Here is a 22,291-nt window from a genome sequence, read left to right as displayed (position 1 = left end):
GCCCGCAGGGTCAGCCGGCCGCGGGTTGTCCGCCCAGCGGTGGCGGGGCGGGCGTCTCGGTGGGGTACCTCCGGGCGCGCAGCAGGTCGAGGCTGGCGACCGCGGCGAGCACGGCGGCGGCCGCGCCGGCGGCCGCGATCGGCGGCAGCGGAAGCATCGCCGGCACCAGGAGTGCCAGCGCGACCCCCGCGCCTCGGCGGTTCGGTCCGCTCGCCGCTGGCCGTCAGGTCGTCCGCCCGTTCCCCCGTGTGACCGGGCCTCCGCCCGCGCGGAGGCGACCGGTCGAGGGGCACCGGCTCTGGGGATGTCGTACCACGCCGGCCCGGGGCGGCGTGCGGATAGCCGTGGTGCGCGGGCCGGGCGCCGGCTCAGGTCAGGCGGTGGGCGCGTCCGCCGTGGCGGTGATCGGTCGGACCTGCGGCTCCGCCAGCCGCAGGTAGTCCTGGGTGTCGAGGGCGAGCGAGCGGTCCAGCCGGGCGGCGTTGAAGAAGATCTCGTCGTGCGCCAGCAGCCCGGGGTCGACCACCAGTTCCAGGTCGGGGTGGAAACTGAACGGCAGGATGGTGCCGCTCACGCTGCCGGCCAGCGCCTCGGCCTTGTCGGTGGACGCGAACGCCACGTACGTGCCGCCGGCCTGCTCCTTGAGTGCCCGCAGGTCCACCCGCGCGTCACCGGACACGACGGCCAGGAAGTACCGGCTGGTCTTCTTGCCGATCTTGACCATGACCACCAGGCACTTGGCGGCGGACTCGATCGAGTTACCGCGCAGGGCGCTGACCTGCTCGGTGCGACCCTCCGGGGCGTGCTCGATGACCCGGTACCGGGCGCCGGCGCCGTCGAGCAGCGACACCAGCCGCTGGTACGCGTCGGCGGCCCCGTCGACCGGGTGCTCGGCGGGCTGCTGTGTCATCGCTGACCAACCTTCGTCGGACGTCCAGGCGGCCGGGGCGCCCGGCCGATCGCCCCAGTATCCCGTGGCGGCCCGCCCGCCCCGACGCCGGCCCGCCCACCCCGACGCCGGCCCGCCCGCCCCGGCGCCGGCCCGGCGCCGGCTCGACGTAGGCCGATGGCCCGGCATCAGTTGCCGACGCCGGCCATCATCTCGCCGAACACCCGCGCCGCCGTCGAGTCGGTGAACAGCGCGGCCAGCCGGGTGCGGGCCAGCCGGCGGCGGAACGGCCCAACCCTCGACGAGTCGCCGGAATCGTGCAGCATCTCCAGCATCCAGCGGGAGAACTCCTGGTACCGCCAGGCACGCTCCAGACACGTGGTGCTGTACCCGCGCAGCCCGGCCTCGTCGCCGTCGCGCACCGCGGCACGGATCGCGAGCGCGAGCGTCTCGGCCTCGAGTACCGCCAGGTTCATGCCCTTGCCGCCCATCGGCGTCATCACGTGCGCGGAGTCGCCGGCCAGGAACATCCGGCCGTGACTCATCGGTTCGCAGACCTCGCTGCGCATGTCCACCCGGCGGATCTCGGTGATCGGGCCGTCGGGCAGTTGAGCGTCGCCGAGCCGCACGCGCAACTCGGGCCAGAGCCGCTCGGCCGGCCACTCCGGCGGCCCGTCCTGCGGACCGCACTGGAGGTAGTACCGGCTGGCCTGTGGTCCCCGGTAGAAGTGGGCGGCGTAGCCCTGGTCGCTGACCGACAGCAACGGGTGCGGCGGCGGTGGCGTGGTAGCCATGATTGTCAGCCAGCTCACCTCGTGGTCGAAGGTGTACGTGGCCATCGTGCCGGGCGGCACGCTGACCCGGCTCGGCCCGCGGGCACCGTCGCAGCCGGCGACGTACCGGGCTTCGATGGTGGTCGGCTCGCCCGCCGGGCCGGTGCAGGTGACCCTGGCGCGGTCGGCGGTCAGGTCGTGGATGGCCACGTCGGGCACGTCGAAGCGCAGATCGCCGCCACCGTCGGTGAAGGTCGTGATCAGGTTCCGGACGAGCACCTGCTGCGGGCACAGCCAGCCGTACCGGCCGCCGGACAGGCGCGCGTGGTCGACCAGGTGCGCCACCCCGTCGACCCGGAACTCCAGCAGCCCGTCGTCGGGCGGCCCGCCCAGCACGTCGGCCAGACCCCAGTCCTCGTACAGCTGGCGCACCCGGGCGTCCACGATGCCGGCCCGGTGGCGGTTCTCCACGAAATCCCGGCTGCGCCGCTCCAGCAGCACACAGGGAATGTCGCTGCGCTGCAACAGGTTTGCCAGAGTCAACCCGGTCGGGCCGGCCCCGATGACGACGACCGTGGTCTGCTCGACGGCGGCGGAGCCGCCGTTGCGCGTGCTCTCGTCCATCTATTCAATCTACGGGTCGGGGCGCGACCGTGTGGTACGGCGTCAGCGGGCGCGGCCGCCGCGCGGGATGTTGGAAGGCGCCGGACCCGGTAGCCGCGCGCCGTCTCGGCTACCGGGCGATGCCGAGGGTGGCGATCAGGTCCTCGTGCAGCTCGAACCAGACCCGGTGGCACGAGTCGACCTCGATGCTGGTGAGCCATGCCGGGTCGTCGTTCGCCCGGGCCAGCGCGGCGGTGAACCGGTCGTGGTACCCGGCGAACCGGCCCAGCCGCGCGGCCAGGGACCGTTCGAGGTGGCGCAGTTCGTCGGCGAGGTCGGCGAGCAGGTGGAGGGTGTGTGTGGGACTCCCGCCGCCCAACTGCCACGCGGTGAAGACCTCGGCCGCTCGGGCGTTGAGCGGGAGGAACCGTTCGTGGACGGCGGCGACGGTGGCGTGGGCGCCGGTGCGGTCGAGTTCGTCGCGCAGCTGGGCTTCGTTGTGCCGGTACCCGAGGTCGGACAGCGACCACCCGGTCAGGTCGCCGAAGGAGGACCGGCTGATCCAGCCACGCGCCTGGGCGTCGAGGAGTTCTTCGCGGGTCTGGTCAGGGTCGAGGCCGAACCGGGCGGCGACGGCGACGGTGTCGGCGAACCCCTTGAGCCGTACGGTGTGCAGCACCAGCAGGTCGGTGGGCGACGGCCCGTTCATCGGCCACCTGCCTCGGTGCCGGTGACGTTGGCGTTGACGTCGACGGTGCCGACGGTGCCGTCGACGGTGACGGGTGCGCCGTCGGTCAGGGCACTCATCGCCTTGTCGGCGCCGACGACGGCGGGGATTCCGAACTCCCGCGCGACGATGGCCGCGTGGCTGAGCACGCCGCCGGTCTCGGTGACGACGGCGCCGGCGAGCCGGAACAGGGGAGTCCAGGCCGGATCGGTGGTCCGGCAGACCAGGATGTCGCCGCGCCGGAGGCGGGGAAAGTCGTCGGACGAGCGCACGAGGCGGGCCGGTCCGCGGGCCCGGCCGGGACTGCTGGGTACGCCGGTGACCAGCGGGGGAGCCGAGCCCGCGCGGCCCGATGCCGCGGAGGCGCCGAGGGCGGTGATCGGGCGTGCCTGCAGCAGCCAGATCCGGTTGTCCCGCACCGCCCACTCGACGTCCTGCGCCCCGCCGAAGATGTCCGCACACCGCCGGCCGAGCGCGACGAGCCGGGATACCTCGTCGGGCGCCACGCAGCACCGGGCGCGGTCCTGTGCGGCAACGGGTGCCCGCGCCAGCCCGTGCTCGCCCAGGTCGAGCCGGGTCTGCTTGGCGCCGACGGCGATCCGGGCGGGGTGCGCCGGCCCGGTCACGATGATCTCGTCGGGCACCACCGCGCCGGAGACGACGGACTCCCCGAGGCCCCAGGACGCGTTGATCACCACCGCGTCGGCGCCGGTGCGTGGGTCGCGGGTGAACAGCACGCCCGCGTGGCCGGCCTCGACGAACTCCTGCACGAGTACCGGCGCGGAGGGCTCGTCGGCGAGATCGAGGTGTTCCCGATAGCCGCGCGCCCGGTCGGTGCGCGGCGAGGCGGCGCAGCGCCGGAGCGCGGTCAGGACCTCGTCGAGGCCCCGGGCGCCGAGGACGGTTTCCAGCTGCCCGGCGAAGGACGCCGCCACGCCGTCCTCGGTCAGCCCCGACGACCTGACCGCGAACACCCGGCCGCGCAGCCGGCCCAGGTGCTCCGCCACCAGCCGGGATCCACGGCCGGGTCGGTGACGACGAACCCGTCCGGGACGGCAAGGCCGGCGCTTCGCAGGGTGGCGAGCGCGTGGGCCTTGCGGCCGCAGGCGGGGCCCGCGTGGATCAGCGGGACGACGCTCACGAATCGGTGTCCCCGTCGAGCCGGGCCAGCACGCGCTCGTGCCGCTGCTGCGCAGCCTGGGCGGTCCGCAGGCCCAGCGGCCGCGCGACCTGCGCCCAGGTCAACCCCTCGGCGCGGGCGACGAACAGCAGGCCCGCCTCGAGCTGGTCCAGTTCGGCGCGTGCGGCGGCCAGCAGCGCGATCGCGGCCATCAGGTCGTCGGGCAGCTCCAGCGCCTCCCGGTCGGCGTTGGCTCGCCACAACGCCTGGCGGATCAGCGTGAACGCGTCGTGCGGCTGCCCGTCGGCCAGCCAGGGCAACCGGGGCAGGTCCGTGCCGCCTCGGGCGGTCAACCGCTGCCGCGCCGACCGCTCGAGGGCCGCCGTGGACTGGTCGTCTGATCCCTCACGCACGCTCCCAGCCTGTCCTTCAACAAACTGTTTGTCAACACATTGTTGAAGTCGGCCCGGTTGAGGATCCCCGACGGCCGTGGTCAGGTTGTACCCAGCGGGAACCCGCCGGCCGTACGGGGGCGGAAGCAGGTCCTGGAGTTCGGTACGCCGCCGGTGTCGAGAACGCGGCGCCGGCTCCGTCCCAGGGGCACGAGCGCCCACGACGGGCCCGAGGATGAAGGAGAACCACCATGAAGTACCTGCTGCTGAAGCACTACCGAGGTGGCCCGGCCCGCACCGTCGACTGGCCGCCGATGGATCAATGGACGCCGGAGGAGGTCGACGCGCACATGCAGTACATGCGCGACTTCGCGGCCCGCCTGGAGGGGATGGGTGAGTTCGTCGACGGCCAGGCACTGGCGCCCGAGGGCGCGTTCGTGCGGTATGACGGCGAGGGGCGCCCGCCGGTGACCGATGGTCCGTTCGCCGAGACCAAGGACCTCATCGCCGGCTGGATGGTCATCGACGTGGAGTCCTGGGATCGCGCGGTCCAGTTGGCCGGGGAGCTGTCCGCCGCGCCCGGCCCCGGCGGCAAGCCGATCCACGAGTGGCTGGAGGTCCGACCGTTCCTCACCGATTCGCCCAGCGCGACCGAGTGAACGAGTCGCTGCTGCGGGATCTCGTACCCGCGGTGATCGGTGTCCTCGTCCGGCGCGGGGCAGACTTCGCGTCGGCCGAGGACGCCGTGCAGGAGGCCCTGATCCGGGCGCTGGAGACCTGGCCGGACGATCCGCCGCGCGATCCGAAGGCATGGCTGGTCACGGCCGCGTGGCACAGGTTTCTCGACGCCGCCCGTGCGGAGGCGTCGCGGCGGGGGCGGGAACTCGCCGTGGAGCTCGAGCCTCCCGCCGGCCCGGCGCCCGGCGTGGACGACACGCTACGGCTCTACTTCTTGTGTGCGCACCCCACTCTGCCGCCGGCCTCGGCGGTCGCCCTGACGCTGCGCGCGGTCGGTGGCCTGACCACGCGGCAGATCGCCGCGGCGTACCTCGTTCCCGAGGCGACCATGGCGCAGCGGATCAGCCGGGCCAAGCGGCGGATCGCGGGGTTGCCGCTCGATCAGCCCGGTGATCTCGCGACGGTGCTGCGCGTGCTCTACCTCGTCTTCAACGAGGGGTACGGCGGGAACGTCGACCTGGCGGCCGAGGCGATCCGCCTCACCCGCCAGGTCGTCGCCCTGACCGACGAGCCCGAGGTCGCCGGGCTGCTCGCGCTCATGCTGCTGCACCACGCGCGTCGCGCGTCGCGCACCGGGCCGGGCGGTCGCCTGGTGCCGCTTCGCGAGCAGGACCGATCGCGCTGGGACACCGGCCTGATCGCCGAGGGGGTGGCGATCCTGCAGGCCGCGCTGGGCCGGGACCGGCTGGGCGAATACCAGGCGCAGGCGGCGATCGCCGCCCTGCACGCGGACGCGCTCAGCGCCTCCGAGACGGACTGGGTGCAGATCGTGGAGTGGTACGACGAACTGCTGCTCCTCACCGGCAGCCCGGTGGTGCGGCTCAACCGGGCGGTGGCGGTCGGGGAGGCCGACGGAGCGCGGGCCGGCCTGGCGGCGCTGGCCGACGCGAGCCCCGACCTGCCCCGTTACGCCGCGGTGGCGGCGTACCTGCACGAACGCGCCGGCGACCTGGGGTACGCCGCCGAGTTGTATGCCGAGGCATCTGGGGCCGCCACCAGCGTGCCGGAGCGCGACCACCTCACCCGGGAGGCCGCCCGGGTGCGGCAACTGCTGCGTCGGTGAGCGCCGCGACCGCGCGTGTCAGTCGCGGACCTGTAGCACCACCTGCCTCCGGCGGCGTCGACGACCGCGAACTCGGCGTAACCGCCGGCGCCATCGCGGAACCGCGTCATGGCCATGGCCCGATCACCACAGGACAGGTCCGTGGTTCCCGGTCCGACCTGATCGATCACGCCGGCCACGTCGTACCCGAGGACGCAGGGCGTGGACAGTCCGGCCCAACTCCCGTCCCGGCGGTTGCCGGTGTCGACGGGGTTCACCCCGGCCGCGTGCACGGAGATGCGGACCTGGCCGGGACCTGCTGCCGGGTCTGGAAGGTCGGCCGTGCGCAACTGATGCCGGTCACCGAATCCGTTGACGAGTTCCGCCTCCCGGCTGCCCTTACTCATTGGCCCGTCGACCCGTCGGGGTACTGGAAAACCTCGTCGAGGGGTACGCCGAAGACCTGGGCGATCTGGAAGGCGACCTCCAGGGACGGCGAGTAGCGCCCCTGTTCGATGGCGATGACGGTCTGCCGGGTCACGCCGATGCGCTCGGCCAGTTGGGCCTGGGTCATCTCGTCGTGGCCGAAGCGCAGCACGCGGATCCGGTTGGTGATCCGGGTGGGTTTGCTCGGTGCCACCGGTCACAGCCCTCGGCGGTAGGCGACGAGCCGGATCACCGAGTCGACCACGGCCGACAGCACGAACCCGAGCCAGATGACGTTGGCGATCCAGAAGTAAGCCCAGTGGTCCAACGCCCCGATGATCCCGGCGGTCGCGCCACCGATCACGCACCAGCGGCTGGCGTGTTCACCGAAGCGGGCGATGTCCCGGTCCCGCACGTCGGCCTTGCTGCTATCGCTGGGCCTGGCCACCTCCAGGGCGCTGCGGACCACCGTCGCGATGAGGATCGACGCCACGGTCGTCACCACCAGCGGCGCGACGTAGGACACGTGCGCGACCGATGTGTGCACCAGGCGGGGCACGACGACCGCGAGATAGGCGATATAGGCGCAGGCGAAGGAGAGCAGTTGGGTCCAGACGCCCTTCTCTTCGTACGACATCGCGACCTCCGCAGAGTCAAGAATCTTTGACACCATCCGAATGTAAAGCGGACCGGACTCCATGTCAAATACTCTTGACAGTGACGCGACAGCCGGGAACGGGCGATCCCACGCCCGGAGCGGAATCTCTTGAGGTAATCAAGAGTTGCAGGTATAAAGTATTGGTGAGTGAGGAGACGTCGGAGGACAGGTTCTTCCGCGAATTCGGCGCCGCTCACGCCGAGCTGCGACAGGCGTTCGCGCGGCACGTGGGCATGAGTCCGCTTCGAGTGCAACTGCTCGTGCGGCTGAGACGAGACGGCGAGATCAGCCACAGCAACCTACGCCAGGCACTGGGCATCGACGGTGCGACCGTCACCAGGTTGGTCAAGGAGTTCGAGGCCGAAGGACTGGTTGGCCGTCGCCTCGACCCGGGGGACAACCGCTACACCCTGGCCGCACTCACTGCCAGTGGCGAGCGGATGGCCAACGACCTGGCGCGATCGCACCAGTCGTACCAGGAACGGCTGCTCGACGGCGTCTCCACCCACGAGCAGGAGGTCGTGCTGCGCGTCCTGCGCCGCGTGCGCGCGAACGTGACCGAACAGGAGAGCCGATGACCGACGAGGTGCGGGCCGCGGCCCGGCGCATGTATACCGCGTTCAACGATCGCGACTACGGGGCCGTCGAGGAGATCTTCACAGCGGATTTCTACAGCCATCCCCTGGCCGCCACCGGACCGGAGAGCGTCGCGCGGGCGTGGCAACGTTTCCACGAAGCGTTCCCCGAGGTCCAGATGGTCGTCGAGGACCTGATCGTCGAGGCGGACCGGGTCGCCGTCCGCACGAGCGTGCGCGGTGTTCCCGGCGGACAGTCACCGACCATGCTGGAGATTTTCCGGGTGGACAACGGTCGTGTCGCCGAGCTGTGGGGTCTGTCGTCCTTGCGGCGCGACGCCTGAAATCCTGCCCCCTGCCCGCCTCAGCCCTGCGCACAATTCGGTTGCGGGACGTGCGGGCGTCCGGCATTCTGCCCGGATGCCCGCTCACAATTCCGGTGAGTCGGCCCACCACCGTAGCTGGTCCTGGGATCCGTCGCTGTATGCCGGAAGCGCCGCTCACTACGCCACCGGCCGGATGGCCTACCCGCCGGAGCTCGCCACCGTCCTGGTCGCGGAACTCGGCCTTGATGGCACGGGCACATTGCTCGACGTCGGATGCGGACCCGGATCGCTGACTCTCCTCCTCGCGCCGAACTTCGCACGGGCGATCGGCGTCGATGCGGACCAGGAGATGGTCCATGAGGCCGCCAGACAGGCGGCTGCGCATCACGTGGACAACGCGTCATGGCGGTGCATTCGGGCCGAGGACCTACCGGCCGACCTGCCATCCGTCGACGTCATCACGTTCGCGCAGTCGTTCCATTGGATGGACCGACCACGGGTCGCCGCAGCGGCACGCCGTCTCCTGGCGCTCGGCGGCGCCCTGGTTCATGTGAGCGCGACGACCCACCGGGGCGTCGCCACCGGTGAACAGGACCCGCCCTGGGACGCGATCACCGATCTGATCGAGACGTACCTAGGTCCGAAGCAGACCGTACCGGGAGACTCGCCCGGCAACGAGGACGAGATCTATCGGGCAGCCGGGTTCGAGGGTCCCCGCGACATTGAGCTACCGAGCCGCATCGTCCACCGGTCGGCAGACGACATTGTCGCCTCCGTGTACTCCCTGTCGAGATCCACTCCGCACCTGTTCGGCGACCAGCTGTCCGCGTTCGACCGCGACCTCCGCGCGCTGCTGAGGGAAGCTGGCGACGAGTTCACCGAACGGACCCGTCCGGTCGTCCTGCATCTCTGGCGATGAGCGGCAGTCAGGGACGACCTCCGCCGTAGCGCCAGGTCCAGATCAGGCAGCCGGCCGGCCGTGGTTCTGGCGGTGAGCGAGATCGTCGAGGATGGCGGCGGTGGCGGTAGCACCGAACCGGGTGACGCCGATGTTGGCCATCGCGAGGAACCCTGCAAGGCACACCGTTGAAATCCCCACTCCCCACCCACGAATTAGAACATATGTGCGATGATGCGGGGGTGCCTGGCGAGGCGACCATCCTGCACGCCGACCTCGACGCGTTCTACGCGTCGGTGGAGCAGCGTGACGACCCCCGGCTGCGTGGCCGGCCCGTGATCGTCGGGTCGGGCGTGGTGCTCGCCGCGAGCTACGAGGCCAAGGCCTGCGGGGTGCGCACCGCGATGGGCGGACGGCAGGCCCGGCGGCTGTGCCCGTCGGCCGTCGTGGTGGAGCCCCGGATGTCGGCCTACGCGCAGGCCAGCAAGGCGGTCTTCGAGGTGTTCCGGCAGACCACGCCGCTGGTCGAGGGCCTGTCCATCGACGAGGCGTTCCTGGATGTCGGCGGCCTGCGCCGGATCTCGGGAAGCCCGGCGGAGATAGCGGCCCGGCTGCGCGGCGAGGTGCTGTCCCGGGTCGGGTTGCCGATCACGGTCGGCGTCGCCCGCACGAAGTTCCTGGCCAAGGTGGCCAGCCGGGTGGCCAAGCCGGACGGCCTGCTGGTGGTGCCGCCAGACGGCGAGGTGGCCTTCCTGCATCCGCTGCCGGTGGAGGCGCTCTGGGGCGTGGGCCCGGTCACCGCCGGCAAGCTACGGGAGCGCGGCATCCACACGGTCGGGCAGGTGGCCCGGCTCGGCGAGGCGGCGCTGGTCTCGGTACTCGGCCCCGGGTCAGGGCGGCACCTGCACGCTCTGGCGCTGGGCCTGGACCCACAGGGAAGCGCGGCCGGGCCGGGGCGTGGGGGAGACTACGCCCAACGCCCCTCCCGACCCGTCCAGGTCGGCCGGCGCCGCGGCTCGATCGGAGCCCAGCGCGCCCTGGGCCGCTCCCACCGCTCGCCGGCCGAACTCGACGCGGTACTCGCCGGGCTCGTCGACCGGGTGACCGGGCGGATGCGGGCCGCGGGGCGGCCGGGACGCACGGTGGTATTGCGGCTACGCTTCGGTGACTTCTCCCGCATCACCCGCTCACAGACGCTGCCCTGGCCGACCTCCGGGACCCGTCCGATCCTCGGCACCGCCCGGGCGCTGCTGGCCGCGGCCATGCCGATGGTGCGCGACCGGGGCCTCACCCTCGTCGGGGTGGCCGTGGGCAACCTCGATGACGGCGGCATCCAGCTGGAGTTGCCGCTGCACCCGGGGGCCGAGGCCGACGCCGACCTCGACGCGGCGGTGGACGCCGTGCGGGAGCGGTTCGGCTCCTCGGCCGTCACCCGGGCGGCCCTGCTCGGCCGCGACGGCGGGCCGGCCGTGCCGCTGCTGCCGGACTGAACACCCAGGATGCTTCACGGCCGGCGCCGGCGGCTGGTTCACCGGGACGGGCCCGCCGTGGGTGTCACCACATCAAGGAATGTTGGCCGCCCTCCGATGGTTGCCCAGAACCATGACGACTGTGGGCTTCATTGGTAGCGGAAACATCGGTGGCACCGTAGCCCGACTGGCGATAGCGGCCGGGTATGACGTGGTCCTCAGCAACTCCCGGGGACCCGAGACGCTCAAGGACCTCGTGGACGAGCTCGGCCCCCGGGCTCGGGCCGCCACCCCTCAAGAGGCTGCGACGGCCGGCGACCTGGTGGTCGTGAGCGTCCCGCTGAAGGCGTACCGGTCGGTGCCGGCCGACGCGGTGGCCGGGCGTGTGGTCATCGACACGAACAACTACTACCCCGAGCGTGACGGGCAGGTTGCCGAGCTGGACGACGACTCGGCCGCCAGCAGCGAGCTGCTTCAGGCGCACCTGCCGAACGCCAAGGTGGTGAAGGGATTCAACAACATTTACTTCAAGCACCTCGGATCGCTGGCCCGCCCGGCCGGTTCGGCGGATCGCACCGCCCTCCCGATCGCCGGCGATGACGCGCAGGCCAAGGCGAGGGTCACCACGTTCCTGGACGAGATCGGGTACGACGCGGTGGACGGCGGCTCGCTGCGCGACTCGCGCGCCTTCCAGCCGAACACCCCCGCGTACGCCGGGCTGTACGGGCAGTTCAGCGACGAGACCGGGGTCGCGGCCGACGCGGCTGCGGTACGGGCCGCCCTGGCCGCCTTCGGCGCCTGAGCGATCGATCCGTCGAGCCATCCCCGCTGCCGTCGCGCCTGCCGACCCGGCGGCAGCGGGGATGTGCGCACCGGAATCGCGGTGAACACGATGGTGGGTCGCCACGGGTATCCGCGACGACCCACCATCCACAGTGGAGCATATTTCGGCGTCAGGCGACCGCGGCGCCGGTGACCGCCTGCTTATCGAACAGCGCAGTGATCTCCTCGACCGAACGGCCCTTGGTCTCCGGCAGGAACCGGCCGACGAACGCGACAGCCATCAGACACAGCACCGCGAAGCAGACCATCACCCAGGCCAGCCCGATCGCCGACTGCCAGGTCGGGAAGGCCTCGATGAGCGCGAAGTTGGCGAGCCAGTCGACGGTGGCGCCGATCGCGGCGGCCTGGCCGCGCACCGCGGTCGGGAACACCTCGCCCTGGATGAGCCAGCCGGTGCCGCCTACGCCGACCGCGAAGCTGGCGATGAACATGCACAGGCCGATCATCACCACGACCGTGCGCGGCGTCCCGGTCATCAGCCCCAGGCCGATGGCAGCGACCACCCCGAACACGGCCATCCCCAGGTACCCGCCGATCGCCAGCCGGCGCCGCCCGATCCGGTCGATGTAGCGGAACGCGAGGTACGTGGCGGCCACGTTGACCACCGTCATGATGGCGGTCACCTCGACGCCGGCGACCGTGGTGGCCACCTTCGAGGTGTCGCTGCCCTGGAACAGCGGGCCGAGCAGGTGCGGGCCGTAGTACAGCGGCACGTTGATGCCGGTGATCTGCTGGAAGACGAAGAACACGCAGACCACCATCAGCGCCCGGCGCACGCCCGGGGTCCAGGTCCGGAACTTGGCGCGCTCGCGCCCGTGCTCGCTGGCCTCCAGCCGGCGGGCGGCCCGCTCGACGTCCTCGGTGGTCGCCTGCACACCCAGGATCGCGACGGCCTTGCGCGCCTCCTCGTAGCGGCCGTGGCGCAGCAGCCAGCGCGGTGACTCGGGCATCCGGGTGCGCAGCACCAACCCGATCAGCGCCGGCACCGCACCCAGGCCCAGGATCAGACGCCAGTCCAGGGTCCCCGCGCTGTGCGGCATCGTCTTGAAGATGACCAGCGCCACCACGTACGCCACCAGGATGCCGACAGTCACCATCCACTGCTGCAGCATGCCCAGCGACCCGCGCCGGTTGCGCGGCGCGTACTCGGCGATGTAGGCGGTCGCGATCGCCGAGTCGGCACCGACCGCGATGCCGATCAGCGTGCGCGCGGCGAGCAGCACCGCGGCGTCCGGTGTGAACGCGGACAACAGGGCGCCCACCGCGTAGATCAGGGCATCCGCGATCAGCAGGTACTTGCGTCCCAGCCGGTCGGTCAGCGGACCGGCCAGGATCGCGCCGGCCGCCGCGCCCAGCGAGGCACCCGCCACCAGATAGCCCAGGGCGAACCCGCTGAGGTGATACGGCACGAAGTTCAGCGCCGATCCGATGTTCGAGGTGTCGAATCCAAACAGGAACCCACCGATGGTGGCCAATATGGTCAATGACCAGTAGAAGCCGGTCGGTGACCGCTGGTCCAACGCCTCCAACACATCAGGCCCGCCGGCGGCGGCGGTCGTTGTCGTCATGTGCGCCCCCTTCACCAACCAGTACCCGGCGGCCGCCAGCGGTCGCCGTGCTTCACCGACTACCCAGTCGCGCTTCTGACCAATCCGAGCGGCTCGGATGTGAGATCGGCCATGGTGCGTGGATGCGGTACCGTGGCGCGCGGCAGGCGCGGTGGCGCGGATCACGCATCCGCCGGTGGGCACGCGGGCCGGCCGACCGGTTCCGCGTTCACGCGACGCGATGGCGCCAGGGAGGCACATCGGGATGGGCAGGGCCGAAACGGTCGTCGAATTCCTGCGGCAGGAGCAGGCGCGGCTGGTTGACGGGTTCGAGCGGATGGACGGGCGGGCCACCTTCCGGCAGGCGCCGTGGAGCCGCCCCGAATTGGGCGGCGGCACCGCGCGCATCCTCGAGCAGGGCAGGGTGTTCGAGCGCGGGGGCGTGAACGTGTCGTTGGTGCACGGCGCCCGGGTGCCGGCCAGCATCGCCGACACGCAGCCGGAGCTTGCCGGCAGGCCGTTCGTGGCGACCGGCATCTCGGTGGTGCTGCACGCGGTGAACCCGTACACGCCGTCGTTCCACGCCAACTTCCGGTACTTCGAGGTGGACGGCGGCGAGCGGGACGGCACGTGGTGGTTCGGCGGCGGTGCCGACCTGACCCCGTGCTACGCCTTCGAGCAGGACGCGACGCACTTCCACGCCACCCTGAAAGCCTGCTGCGACCGGTACGATCCGGGCTGGTACCCGGCCTGGAAGCAAGCCTGCGACCGGTACTTCTACCTGCCGCACCGCGCCGAGATGCGGGGCGTGGGCGGCATCTTCTTCGACCGGCTGTCCGGGGCCGACGGGGTCAGCTGGCAGCGCTGCTTCGACTTCGTCCGGGACGGCAGCGGTGTGCTGCTCGACGCGATCGAGCCGATCGTCGCGCGGCGCCGCGCGACGCCCTACGGCCAGCGGGAGCGGCAGTGGCAGCTGCTGCGGCGCGGGCGCTACGTGGAGTTCAATCTGGTGTATGACCGGGGCACCCGGTTCGGGCTGGAGACCCGGGGCAACGTCGAGGCGATCCTGATGTCGCTGCCGGCGGTGGCGGGCTGGGCGTTCGATGTGCGGCCGGAGCCTGGCAGCCCCGAGGAGCTGACCGTCCGGTGCCTGCAACCGACGGACTGGGCCGCGCGCGCCTGACGCGGGCGCGAACTGTTAACGTGGCGGTGGCCGCGACTGGCGAAGGTGGGTCACCACCGGGAAGCGGCCGCAGGACACGTCGGCGCCGACCGCCTGGGCATCCGCGACGCGCGAGGCTCGATGCGCCGGAGGCAAACCATGACGCGCCCGCCGATGATGCGACCGCCGAGGTCGCAACCGTCCGCCGTTCCGCTGCGGTACGGCATGAATCCCCACCAGCGGCCGGCCGCCGCCACCCCCCTCGATGCGGCCCACCCGCCGCTGCGGGTGCTGCACGGCGAGCCGTCCTACATCAATCTGCTGGACGCCCTCGGTGCGTGGCAACTCGTACGGGAGGCCGCGGGTGCCCTGGGCCGCCCGGCCGCCGCGTCGTTCAAGCACGTCTCACCGGCCGGGGCGGCGACCGCCGGGCCGATCGACGCGGTGATGGCCGAGACCTACGGCGTGGACGGTGCCGCCCTCAGCGGGGTGGCCAGCGCGTACGTCCGGGCCAGGGACACCGATCCGAAGAGTTCGTACGGCGACTTCGTCGCCGTCTCCGAACCGGTGGACGAGGCGCTGGCCCAGTTGCTGCGCCGCGTGGTGTGCGACGGAATCGTGGCGCCCGGCTACGCCCCGGGCACGATGGCCACCCTGTCGGCGAAAAAGGGCGGCGGTTTCCTGGTGCTGGAGGCCGACCCGGCCTTTCGGCCGCCGGCCGAGCAGGTACGCGAGGAGTACGGGTACCGGTTCGTGGCGCCGCGCGACGACATCGAACTCGGCCCGGCGCACCTGGCCGACCCGGTGTGCGGCACGCTGCCCGGGCCGGCCCGCGACGACCTGTTGCTGGGACTCATCACGGTGCGGTACACCCAGTCGAACTCGGTCGCGTATGTGCGCGACGGGATGACGCTGGGCGTCGGGGCGGGGCAGCAGTCCCGGGTGGACTGTGTCCGGCTGGCCGGTGCCAAGGCCGGCACCTGGTGGCTGCGCCGGCACCCGGCGGTACGCGCGGTGCCCGTCGAGGCGACCGCGCGGGTGCAGGATCGGGTGGGGGAGCGGATCCGCTATCTCGACGGGGACCTGCCCGGCGTTGCGCCGCTGGCGGCCGCCGAGCGCGGTGACTGGCTGGCCCGGCTCGACGGGGTGAGCCTGGCGTCGGACGGGGCGCTGCCGTTCCGCGACAACGTCGACCACGCGCGCCGCCACGGGGTGCGGTACATCGCCGAGCCGGGCGGCGCGGCGCGCTCCGGCGACGTGGTGGCGGCGTGCCGGGAGCACGGCATGACGCTCTGCCACACCGGCGTGCGGCTGTTCCGGCACTGACGCGAGGCGACGGGCGCGGCCGAGCCGGAGCAGGTCGCGCCCGAGAGCGTGGCGGCACGGGCCGCCGCCGGATGCCCCTGGTCCGCGGGCGCACTCTGCGGCGCGGCCGGGTGCTCCCGCGGACCTCAGCCCGGTTCGGCGATTCGCGCCCGGTGGCCCGCCGGTAGCGGTGCGATGCCGTCGCGCAGCAGGTCGAGGCAGCGTCCGGCCTGGTCGGCGTCGGCGCTGGTCAGCGCGATGCCGTTGGCCAGCGTCAGCAGGTCGGCCGGATCGAGGCCGGCGCGGGCGGCACCGCGGCGTTGGGCGCGGGCCAGCAACCGGGACGCGGTCGCGCGCATCGCGTCGTGCCAGCCGTCGAACAGTGCCGAACGCTGCCCGCCGCGATCGTTGGGAATGGCCTGTGCCAGCTCCCGTTTGGTGGCCACGTGCGCGATGAAGGCCCGCAGCCAGGTCAGCAACGCCTCGCCGGGCGCCTCGTGCGCGAGCAGCGCTTCGCCCCGGGCGCACAGCTCGGTCACCTCGTCGGCGTACACCGCGATGATCAGCTCGCGGCGGGTCGGGAAGTGCCGGTACATCGTGGCGTTGCCGATGCCGGCGCGGCGGGCGATGTCGTCCAGGGGGGCGTCGGCGCCGTGCTCGGCGAACACCTCGCGGGCGGTCGCGAGCAGCCGGTCGTAGTTGCGCTGCGCGTCGGCGCGCCGCGGGCGTGGCGGTGCCTGATCCGGTGCCGGCCCGGCGGCGGGCGGTGGCATGCTCCTCCTAGGACAATCGGGGAACTCCCCGCTTACCGTAGCAGGGGGACCGCCTGCCGCCGCGCCCGGCCAGGGTGCGTCTCGAAATCGGTTAGGCGGGCTCGATGATCAGCCAGGCGACGACCGACTTGTCGTTCGCCGCGCCCTTGACGCTGAACGACTTGCCCGCCGTCCGGGCGGACACGTAGGCGACGCCGGCCGGGGTGCCGCCGGGCGTCTGCACGGTCAGGAAGATGCGGCTGCTCGCGGTGACGGCGGTCGTGGCGACGGTCACCGCGGTGGTGCCGTTGAGGGTGAGGGTACCCATCTTGGCATTGGTGCCCTCCTTGACCCGCAGCCCCTTGCCGGCGAGGCCGGCCACGATGTCCGAGTCCGCACTGCCGATCTGGGCCTTGGCCAGCCGGCCCCAGGTGGCGTCGGTGGTCGCGTTGCCCGGCCCGAGCGACAGCGACCCGGCGGCGCTGAACACGACGCGGCTGGAGGTGTCGCCGGCAACCCGCCCCTTGATGAGCGCGTCGGCGGCCGAGGCCCCCGCGGTCATCAACAGCAGCGGCTGGTTGATGTTGCTGTCCACATTGGACAGTGTGAGCCCGGTCTGGTCGGCGCCGTTGAGCGCGATCGCCAGCCCCGAGCCGTTGTCGGTACCCCACGAGTTGCGCAGGTTCAGCTTCGGCGCCGTCTGCGGCCCGGTCGCCTCGGCGATGTTCGGTCCGCGCCGCAGCGTGATGTTGCCGCCGCCGTCGAACCAACCGGCGCTCACGCCCCAGTAGAAGCCGCCGTCCACCGCGACGTAGCTGGCGCTCTTCACCGAGATGCCGTACTGCGGAGACTCCACCCCGGTGCCGCCATCGTCCGCGTGCACCGCGGTCACACAGCCGTTCACCACGATCGGGGAGGTGCTGCCCGAGACGGCCAGGCCGGCGAAGCCGCCGCCGCCCGCACCGCCGTTGCGCCCGTCGCGGTTGAACATGCAGCCGGTCAGCAGGATCGGCCCCACCCCGCCGGAGTCAGCGATGTACATGCCGTTGTGGGAGTTGCGGTCGGTGGAGCAGGCGGTGAACGTGTACGAGGACTGCCCGGACGAGTGCACCTCGAAGCCGTGTAGTCCGGCCCACTCGGCGCGGCAGTTGGTGAAGTGCGAGTTGCTGTCCCCGGCGATGTACCAGCCGGACCCGCCGGTGCCGATGGCCTCGCAGTCGATGAACGTGGAGTCGGTGAGGTTGGCCACGTTGAACCCGTAGGTTCCCGCCGCGTTGACGGCCACCCGGGTCAGCCGCCAGCTATAGGGGTTTCCGCCGTCCCGGCCCGTCGCGGTGAAGCCGTGCGCCGGTGCCTTGTTCACCGCGACGTTGTCCAGGCACACGCCGTGGACGTAGCCGACCGCCGTGATCCCGTCGATCCCGCTACCGGCCGGCAGGTCCGAGCAGTCCACCGAGACGTTGGCGATCCGCTGCTCCTGCGACGGTCCCGAGTATCCGCCGGCGACCTGGTCGAGCATGACGATGACGGCCGAGACGGTGGCCGCCGGATAGGCGGCACCCGCCACGGTGGTCGCCGGCAGCGCAAGCCCGGTGAAGTTCGACGACGGCCTGATGGCACAGGTGGTGATGTCCAGATGCGTACCGTGCGAGCCGAGCAGGGTGACGGCCGGCGGCACGACCAGCGGCTTGGAGGTGCGGTAGGTCCCGGCGGGCAGGTAGCAGACGCCACCGACCGGAGTCGCCGCCAGTGCGGCGTTGATGGCCTGGGTCGAGTCGGCGGCGCCGGTCGGATCCGCGCCATGGCTGGTCACGTCGACCCAGTCGAGCCCGGTCGTGGTCGCCGCGGCGGCGCCGTCCGGTGGGACCAGCGCGGTGGCGGCGACGGTCAGGCCGCCGACGGTGAGCGCGGAGCGCAGCATGTCGCGGCGCGAGGAGTTTGCCATGATGTTCCCTTGCGGACGGCGGGCGGCGGGCGGTCCACCGTGGACCGACCGGCCGCCGAGCGTATCAACCCGCGAACACCAGGCCATCCCCGCTACTGGCCACAGTGGACCAGGCAGTCACGCGGCACCACGCGCCGATCAGCGCGTCGTGCCGCGCGCGAATGAGCGGATGGGCCGCGCGCCGATCAGCCGGTGGCGGCAAGCCGGCGCTTCGCGCGCCGGCCCAGCGCCTCGATGACGGCCGAACGCTCCTGCTCGGCGCGGGCCTGCGCGGCCTGCACGGTGTCGAGGCGCTTGCGGAGATCGTCGATGACCTGCTGCCGTTCCTTCAGGCGCGCCTGCGACTCGCGCAGGGTCCCGCGCGCCTCGGCCGCCTCGGCCACGGCCGCGCTCAGTTCGGCGCGGTGGTGCTCGTCGGCCGCCTCGAGCGCGGCGACCTGGCCGCGCAGCACCTCGATCTGCCCCTCAAGGTGCGCGACGTGCCCGCCACGCCCGCCCTCCGCGGTGGCCGTACGGTCCTTGACCGTCGCGGCGTGACCCGACTCCGCGCTCTGCGCCATCCTCGCTCCTTATCGCCGCCACCCGATCGCCGCCCACCCCGTCCCGGGTGACGATAGCCCTGCGAAATCCGAACCGCCTGGATACAACCTTAAGAATTTCTGGTAATCACCGGGCGAGCGGCGACCTGGGTCGGGGCGGTGGACGTCAGGTCGTCTCGGTGTCGCGCAGTCCCACGAGGTCGAGGCTGCGTGCCCACAACCGGGCGCGGGCGTGGTCGTCGTACGCCTGGGCGTTGGGCCTGGTGTCGCGGGTGCGGTCGAAGAACCGGCCGGTGGTGCCGGCCACGGCCGGGTCGGTGACCAGCCGTTCGGTGGCCGCTACGCCCTCGTCCAGCTCGTCGATGTGGTACCCGATCTCCTTCAGCACCATCTTGGTCGGCATGTACGTGGCCGGGTGCAGGCTGTTGACGGTGACCTCGGCGGCCGGCACCCGCCGGCTCAGCTCGAACCCGGACATGATCTGCGCGAGCTTGCTCTGGCCGTACGCCCGGCCGCCGCTGTACCCGCGTTCGATCATCAGGTCGTCGAAGTCGAGCGGGTGCTGGCCGATCGAGGCGACGTTGACGACGCGTGCCGGCGCGGATCGGCGCAGCAGCGGGAGCAGCTCGACGGTCAACAGGAACCCGGCCAGGTAGTTGACCGCGAAGCGCAGCTCGTACCCGTCGACGCTGGTGCGCCGGGTGCGGCCGTCGGGCTCGCCGCCGCCGATGCCCGCGTTGCTCACCAGCACGTCGAGCCGGTCGGTGACCGCCCGCACGTCGGCGGCCAACCGGCGGACCTGGGCCAGTTCGGCCAGGTCGGCCAGGACGGTGCGCGGCCGGGGCACCCGGTGCGCGTCGCGGATCTCGTCGGCCGCGCGGTCGAGCCGGTCCCGGTCGCGGCCGTGCAGGATCAGCGTGGTGCCGCCGGCGGCGAGCCGGTCCGCGAGTGCGCGGCCGAGCCCGTCGGTGGCGCCGGTGATGAGGACGGTGCGGGGCTGGTTCATCCGTTGCTTCCTTGTCTCGGTCTCGATGACGTGGTGCGGCGCCGGCCGCCGTTCGCGGCCGGGGCGAGCATGGCTACCAGCTCGTCGACCAGCGCCTGATCCAGCGGCTGGTGGGTGACGAGCACCCGGTACCAGATGACGCCGAAGACGAGGTCGGCGGCGGTGCCGGGGGACGGGCTCGGTGGGAGGTCGCCGCGATCCCGGGCGCGGCCCTGAATGACCGCGAGCGCGTCGCGCCGGCGTTGCAGGGCCTCGGTGCGCAGCCGCCGGCCGAAATCCTCGTCGAGCTGCGCGTGCGCCATCAGAGCGCGTTGGATGTCCATGATCCGGCGATCCCGACCGAGCGCGAAGCTCGCGGTGAGGAAGGCGCGCAGGTCGTCGGCGTAGCTGCCCTTGTCCGGTATCGGGATGTGCAGCTCCGCCTTGGTCATCAGGGCGTCGAGCAGCACGTCCGCCTTTGACGGCCACCAGCGGTAGATCGTCTGCTTGCCGGTGCCGGAGCGCGCGGCGATGCCCTCGATGGTCAGGTTCGCGTAACCGACCTCGGCCACCAGCTCGCTGGTCGCGGCGAGGATCGCCTGCCGGCTCGCCTCGCTGCGCCTGCGTCCGGGGCGACCGGGTTCGGGCGCCGCCTCCGGCGCCGGTTGATCGTTCACGGGACCATGCTACCTTAATTCGAGACGAGACGTCACGGTTCGAAATAGGAGAGGCACATGAGCGAGCACACCGCACTGGTCGTCGGGGGAACATCCGGCATCGGACTGGCCACCGCCCGGCGGCTGCGCGTCCTCGGCGCGGCCGTCCACGTGGTGGGGCGGGACAAGCGGCGCCTGGACAACGTCGCCGCGAGCGACCCGGAGCTGACCTGCCACCGGGCCGACGGCGGCGACCCGGCCGCCATCGGTGCCGTGGTCGAGTCCATCGGCCGCATCGACTGGCTGATCGTCAGCCTGGCGGGCAGCGAGGGGGTCGGCCCCGTCGCCGGGCTGGACCTGGACATGCTGCGCCGGGCCTTCGACGCGAAGTTCTGGCCACACATCACCACCATCCAGGCGGCGTTGCCGCACCTGGCGCCCGACGGCTCGATCACGCTGCTCGGTGCGATCACCGCCCGCGCCGGCATGCCCGGCACCGCCGGCATCGCGGCTCTCAACGGCGCCGTGGAGGCGATGGTCAAGCCGTTGGCCGTGGAGCTCGCGCCGATCCGGGTCAACGCGGTCTCGCCCGGCGTGGTGGACACCCCGTGGTGGAGCGGGCTGCCGGAGGAGGCCCGGAAGGGGTACTTCGCCCAGGCGGCCAAGGTGCTGCCGGCCCGACGGGTCGCGACCGCGGACGACATCGCCGAGGTCACCGTCGTGGCGGCGACCAACGCCAACCTCACGGGTACCGTCATCGAGGCCGACGGCGGCGCCCGCCTGGTGTCGCTGGGCTGAGCCTCGCTGTCTGAGCTGGGCTGGGCCTCGCTGGTCTGGGCTGAGCCCGGCTGGGATGAGCCTTGGTGGGAATCGCCGCGCGGCGCGCACGGGCCGCGACCCGAGCCCGTCTTGACCGCCGCACTTGTTACCGCTAACATCGGCGATCATAAGTACGTGGTGGTGGGCCCCGAGAGCGCCGGAGCCCACCACCGGCGATCGCGATTGACGGACCGTCGGTCGCGTGTGGACGGTTCACTCCTGGCGGCGCCGGCCGGTTCGCGACCCACTGACGCGAGAACCGGCAACGGCGCGCGGAGTCGAACGCGTCGCGCGCGTCATCGACCGAACCGCCGGTGCCACCGCCCCTGAAGGATGTCCGGGCAGGGCGGCGGGCACGCGACGCGGTCGTTCCTGGACCGTCGGATCGCGGCGGCGGAAGTCATCATCCAGAGAAGGGGACAGTACCGTGCGACCTGCCAGCTTCCCCCGCCGGCTGTGGACGCTGATCGCCGGCGTCGGCGCGCTCATCCTGGCCGCCGCCGGCCTGACCGGCACGCAGTTGGCTTCGGCCGCCTCGGTCGGATGCCAGGTCAACTACGCGGTCACCAACTCGTGGCCCGGCGGGTTCGGCGCGAGCGTGACGGTGACCAACCTCGGTGACCCGATCAGCGGGTGGCGGTTGACCTGGAGCTTCACCGCCGGCCAGACCATCACCCAACTGTGGAACGGCTCGTCCGCCCAGTCGGGTTCCCAGGTGACCGTCACCAACGTGTCCTACAACGGTGGCATCGCGACCGGTGGCAACACCGGCTTCGGGTTCAACGGAACGTGGACCGGCAGCAACCCGGCACCCAGTTCGTTCGCCCTCAACGGCACGACCTGCACCGGCGGCGTCACCGGATCGCCCACCCCGCCGAACTCACCCACCCCACCGAACTCGCCGACACCGACCCCGACGCGGACCTCCACACCGCCCCCGCCGCCGTCCAACGGGCCGTGCGACATCTACGCTGCGGGCGGTACGCCGTGTGTGGCCGCGCACAGCACGACGCGGGCGTTGTATGCCTCGTACAACGGGGCGCTGTATCAGGTGAGGCGTTCGTCGGACAACGCGACGCGGGATGTCGGGTTGCTCAGTGCG

Annotated in this window: 25 protein-coding genes, 1 pseudogene and 1 riboswitch; of the genes and pseudogenes, 11 read left to right on the top strand and 15 right to left on the bottom strand. The window is 72.1% G+C overall.

All coding sequences use genetic code 11. From position 1 onward, the window contains the following. Window positions 1–10: 10 nt before the first annotated feature. The 6 genes from ABEA87_RS38735 to ABEA87_RS38710 form a co-directional block, all read right to left on the bottom strand. Complete coding sequence (locus ABEA87_RS38735; RefSeq protein ID WP_345638372.1) at window positions 11–157, bottom strand: hypothetical protein; 147 nt, start codon at window positions 155–157, stop codon at window positions 11–13. A 216-nt stretch (window positions 158–373) separates the two neighbouring features. Further along, entirely contained in the window at window positions 374–910 is a 537-nt protein-coding gene (locus ABEA87_RS38730) for a YbaK/EbsC family protein (protein ID WP_345638370.1), read from the bottom strand. Between the two features lie 167 nt (window positions 911–1,077). Next, window positions 1,078–2,286 carry a 4-hydroxybenzoate 3-monooxygenase gene (locus ABEA87_RS38725; protein ID WP_345638368.1) on the bottom strand — a complete coding sequence of 403 codons (1,209 nt, stop codon included), beginning with the start codon at window positions 2,284–2,286 and terminating at the stop codon, window positions 1,078–1,080. 109 nt (window positions 2,287–2,395) lie between these two features. After that, the gene (locus ABEA87_RS38720) at window positions 2,396–2,974 is read right to left on the bottom strand and encodes a transcriptional regulator (protein WP_345638366.1); all 579 of its coding nucleotides are present in this window, start codon (window positions 2,972–2,974) and stop codon (window positions 2,396–2,398) included. Further along, the gene (locus tag ABEA87_RS38715) at window positions 2,971–3,999 is read right to left on the bottom strand and encodes a PEP/pyruvate-binding domain-containing protein (protein WP_345638364.1); all 1,029 of its coding nucleotides are present in this window, start codon (window positions 3,997–3,999) and stop codon (window positions 2,971–2,973) included. The genes ABEA87_RS38720 and ABEA87_RS38715 overlap by 4 nt, the downstream gene beginning before the upstream one ends. A gap of 130 nt (window positions 4,000–4,129) precedes the next feature. Further along, on the bottom strand, window positions 4,130–4,525 hold the full coding sequence (locus ABEA87_RS38710; RefSeq protein ID WP_345638362.1) for a DNA-binding protein: 396 nt from the start codon (window positions 4,523–4,525) through the stop codon (window positions 4,130–4,132). 230 nt (window positions 4,526–4,755) lie between these two features. Here ABEA87_RS38710 and ABEA87_RS38705 point away from each other — a divergent pair, with 230 nt between their 5' ends. After that, window positions 4,756–5,163 carry a YciI family protein gene (locus ABEA87_RS38705; RefSeq protein WP_345638360.1) on the top strand — a complete coding sequence of 136 codons (408 nt, stop codon included), beginning with the start codon at window positions 4,756–4,758 and terminating at the stop codon, window positions 5,161–5,163. Further along, window positions 5,160–6,305: an RNA polymerase sigma factor gene (locus tag ABEA87_RS38700; RefSeq protein WP_345638358.1), complete on the top strand. Its 1,146-nt coding sequence runs from the start codon at window positions 5,160–5,162 to the stop codon at window positions 6,303–6,305. Before ABEA87_RS38705 ends, ABEA87_RS38700 begins: the two co-directional genes overlap by 4 nt. 62 nt (window positions 6,306–6,367) lie before the next feature. On the opposite strand, the pseudogene ABEA87_RS42815 reads toward ABEA87_RS38700, so the two are convergent. The 3 genes and pseudogenes from ABEA87_RS42815 to ABEA87_RS38690 all read right to left on the bottom strand — a co-directional run. Then, a pseudogene (locus ABEA87_RS42815) lies at window positions 6,368–6,691 on the bottom strand (alcohol dehydrogenase catalytic domain-containing protein); the annotation flags it as partial. Further along, window positions 6,688–6,924 carry a helix-turn-helix transcriptional regulator gene (locus ABEA87_RS38695; RefSeq protein WP_425571033.1) on the bottom strand — a complete coding sequence of 79 codons (237 nt, stop codon included), beginning with the start codon at window positions 6,922–6,924 and terminating at the stop codon, window positions 6,688–6,690. The gene ABEA87_RS38695 and the pseudogene ABEA87_RS42815, both read right to left, overlap by 4 nt. Window positions 6,925–6,927: 3 nt before the next feature. Further along, complete coding sequence (locus ABEA87_RS38690; protein ID WP_345638356.1) at window positions 6,928–7,347, bottom strand: hypothetical protein; 420 nt, start codon at window positions 7,345–7,347, stop codon at window positions 6,928–6,930. A 164-nt stretch (window positions 7,348–7,511) separates the two neighbouring features. On the opposite strand from ABEA87_RS38690, the gene ABEA87_RS38685 reads away from it, so the two are divergent. From ABEA87_RS38685 to ABEA87_RS38665, 5 genes are all read left to right on the top strand, one after another. Then, window positions 7,512–7,946 (top strand): MarR family winged helix-turn-helix transcriptional regulator, encoded by a 435-nt coding sequence (locus tag ABEA87_RS38685; RefSeq protein ID WP_345638354.1) that lies wholly within the window; start codon window positions 7,512–7,514, stop codon window positions 7,944–7,946. Continuing rightward, a complete protein-coding gene (locus ABEA87_RS38680; protein ID WP_345638352.1) occupies window positions 7,943–8,287 on the top strand; it encodes an ester cyclase in 345 nt (114 codons plus the stop codon). Before ABEA87_RS38685 ends, ABEA87_RS38680 begins: the two co-directional genes overlap by 4 nt. A gap of 76 nt (window positions 8,288–8,363) precedes the next feature. Continuing rightward, on the top strand, window positions 8,364–9,188 hold the full coding sequence (locus ABEA87_RS38675) for a class I SAM-dependent methyltransferase (protein ID WP_345638349.1): 825 nt from the start codon (window positions 8,364–8,366) through the stop codon (window positions 9,186–9,188). A 221-nt stretch (window positions 9,189–9,409) separates the two neighbouring features. Continuing rightward, window positions 9,410–10,657, top strand: coding sequence for a DNA polymerase IV (dinB, locus tag ABEA87_RS38670; RefSeq protein WP_345638347.1), 1,248 nt, complete (start codon window positions 9,410–9,412; stop codon window positions 10,655–10,657). 112 nt (window positions 10,658–10,769) lie between these two features. Continuing rightward, complete coding sequence (locus tag ABEA87_RS38665) at window positions 10,770–11,438, top strand: NADPH-dependent F420 reductase (protein WP_345638345.1); 669 nt, start codon at window positions 10,770–10,772, stop codon at window positions 11,436–11,438. Window positions 11,439–11,589: 151 nt separating this feature from the next. On the opposite strand, the gene ABEA87_RS38660 is transcribed toward ABEA87_RS38665, so the two are convergent. Continuing rightward, on the bottom strand, window positions 11,590–13,047 hold the full coding sequence (locus ABEA87_RS38660; protein WP_345638344.1) for a sugar porter family MFS transporter: 1,458 nt from the start codon (window positions 13,045–13,047) through the stop codon (window positions 11,590–11,592). A 244-nt stretch (window positions 13,048–13,291) separates the two neighbouring features. On the opposite strand from ABEA87_RS38660, the gene hemF reads away from it, so the two are divergent. Next, entirely contained in the window at window positions 13,292–14,209 is a 918-nt protein-coding gene (gene hemF, locus ABEA87_RS38655) for an oxygen-dependent coproporphyrinogen oxidase (RefSeq protein WP_345638342.1), read from the top strand. Between the two features lie 22 nt (window positions 14,210–14,231). Then, window positions 14,232–14,315: riboswitch (ZMP/ZTP riboswitch) on the top strand. A gap of 14 nt (window positions 14,316–14,329) precedes the next feature. Beyond that, window positions 14,330–15,514 (top strand): phosphoribosylaminoimidazolecarboxamide formyltransferase, encoded by a 1,185-nt coding sequence (locus tag ABEA87_RS38650; protein ID WP_345638340.1) that lies wholly within the window; start codon window positions 14,330–14,332, stop codon window positions 15,512–15,514. A 125-nt stretch (window positions 15,515–15,639) separates the two neighbouring features. Here the strand turns inward: ABEA87_RS38650 and ABEA87_RS38645 are convergent, their stop codons facing one another. From ABEA87_RS38645 to ABEA87_RS38625, 5 genes are all read right to left on the bottom strand, one after another. After that, a complete protein-coding gene (locus ABEA87_RS38645) occupies window positions 15,640–16,266 on the bottom strand; it encodes a TetR/AcrR family transcriptional regulator (protein WP_345638338.1) in 627 nt (208 codons plus the stop codon). A 91-nt stretch (window positions 16,267–16,357) separates the two neighbouring features. Continuing rightward, window positions 16,358–18,190: a right-handed parallel beta-helix repeat-containing protein gene (locus tag ABEA87_RS38640; protein ID WP_345638336.1), complete on the bottom strand. Its 1,833-nt coding sequence runs from the start codon at window positions 18,188–18,190 to the stop codon at window positions 16,358–16,360. A 185-nt stretch (window positions 18,191–18,375) separates the two neighbouring features. Continuing rightward, window positions 18,376–18,750, bottom strand: a complete 375-nt coding sequence (locus ABEA87_RS38635; RefSeq protein ID WP_345638334.1) for a hypothetical protein — start codon at window positions 18,748–18,750, stop codon at window positions 18,376–18,378. A 145-nt stretch (window positions 18,751–18,895) separates the two neighbouring features. Beyond that, the gene (locus ABEA87_RS38630; protein WP_345638332.1) at window positions 18,896–19,735 is read right to left on the bottom strand and encodes an SDR family NAD(P)-dependent oxidoreductase; all 840 of its coding nucleotides are present in this window, start codon (window positions 19,733–19,735) and stop codon (window positions 18,896–18,898) included. Beyond that, entirely contained in the window at window positions 19,732–20,391 is a 660-nt protein-coding gene (locus ABEA87_RS38625; RefSeq protein WP_345638331.1) for a TetR/AcrR family transcriptional regulator, read from the bottom strand. Before ABEA87_RS38625 ends, ABEA87_RS38630 begins: the two co-directional genes overlap by 4 nt. Before the next feature lie 57 nt (window positions 20,392–20,448). Between ABEA87_RS38625 and ABEA87_RS38620 the strand changes: the two genes are divergently transcribed. Together ABEA87_RS38620 and ABEA87_RS38615 are read left to right on the top strand one after the other, a co-directional pair. Further along, window positions 20,449–21,168 (top strand): SDR family oxidoreductase, encoded by a 720-nt coding sequence (locus ABEA87_RS38620; RefSeq protein ID WP_345638329.1) that lies wholly within the window; start codon window positions 20,449–20,451, stop codon window positions 21,166–21,168. Between the two features lie 448 nt (window positions 21,169–21,616). Beyond that, the coding region (locus ABEA87_RS38615; protein WP_345638328.1) for a cellulose binding domain-containing protein at window positions 21,617–22,291 on the top strand (675 nt) is incomplete at its 3' end.

The sequence above is a fragment of the Rugosimonospora acidiphila genome, from assembly GCF_039543385.1.
Lineage (GTDB): Bacteria > Actinomycetota > Actinomycetes > Mycobacteriales > Micromonosporaceae > Rugosimonospora > Rugosimonospora acidiphila.
The sequence above is the reverse complement of the archived record's forward strand: the minus strand, read 5'-3'. Positions and strand labels throughout refer to the sequence as shown.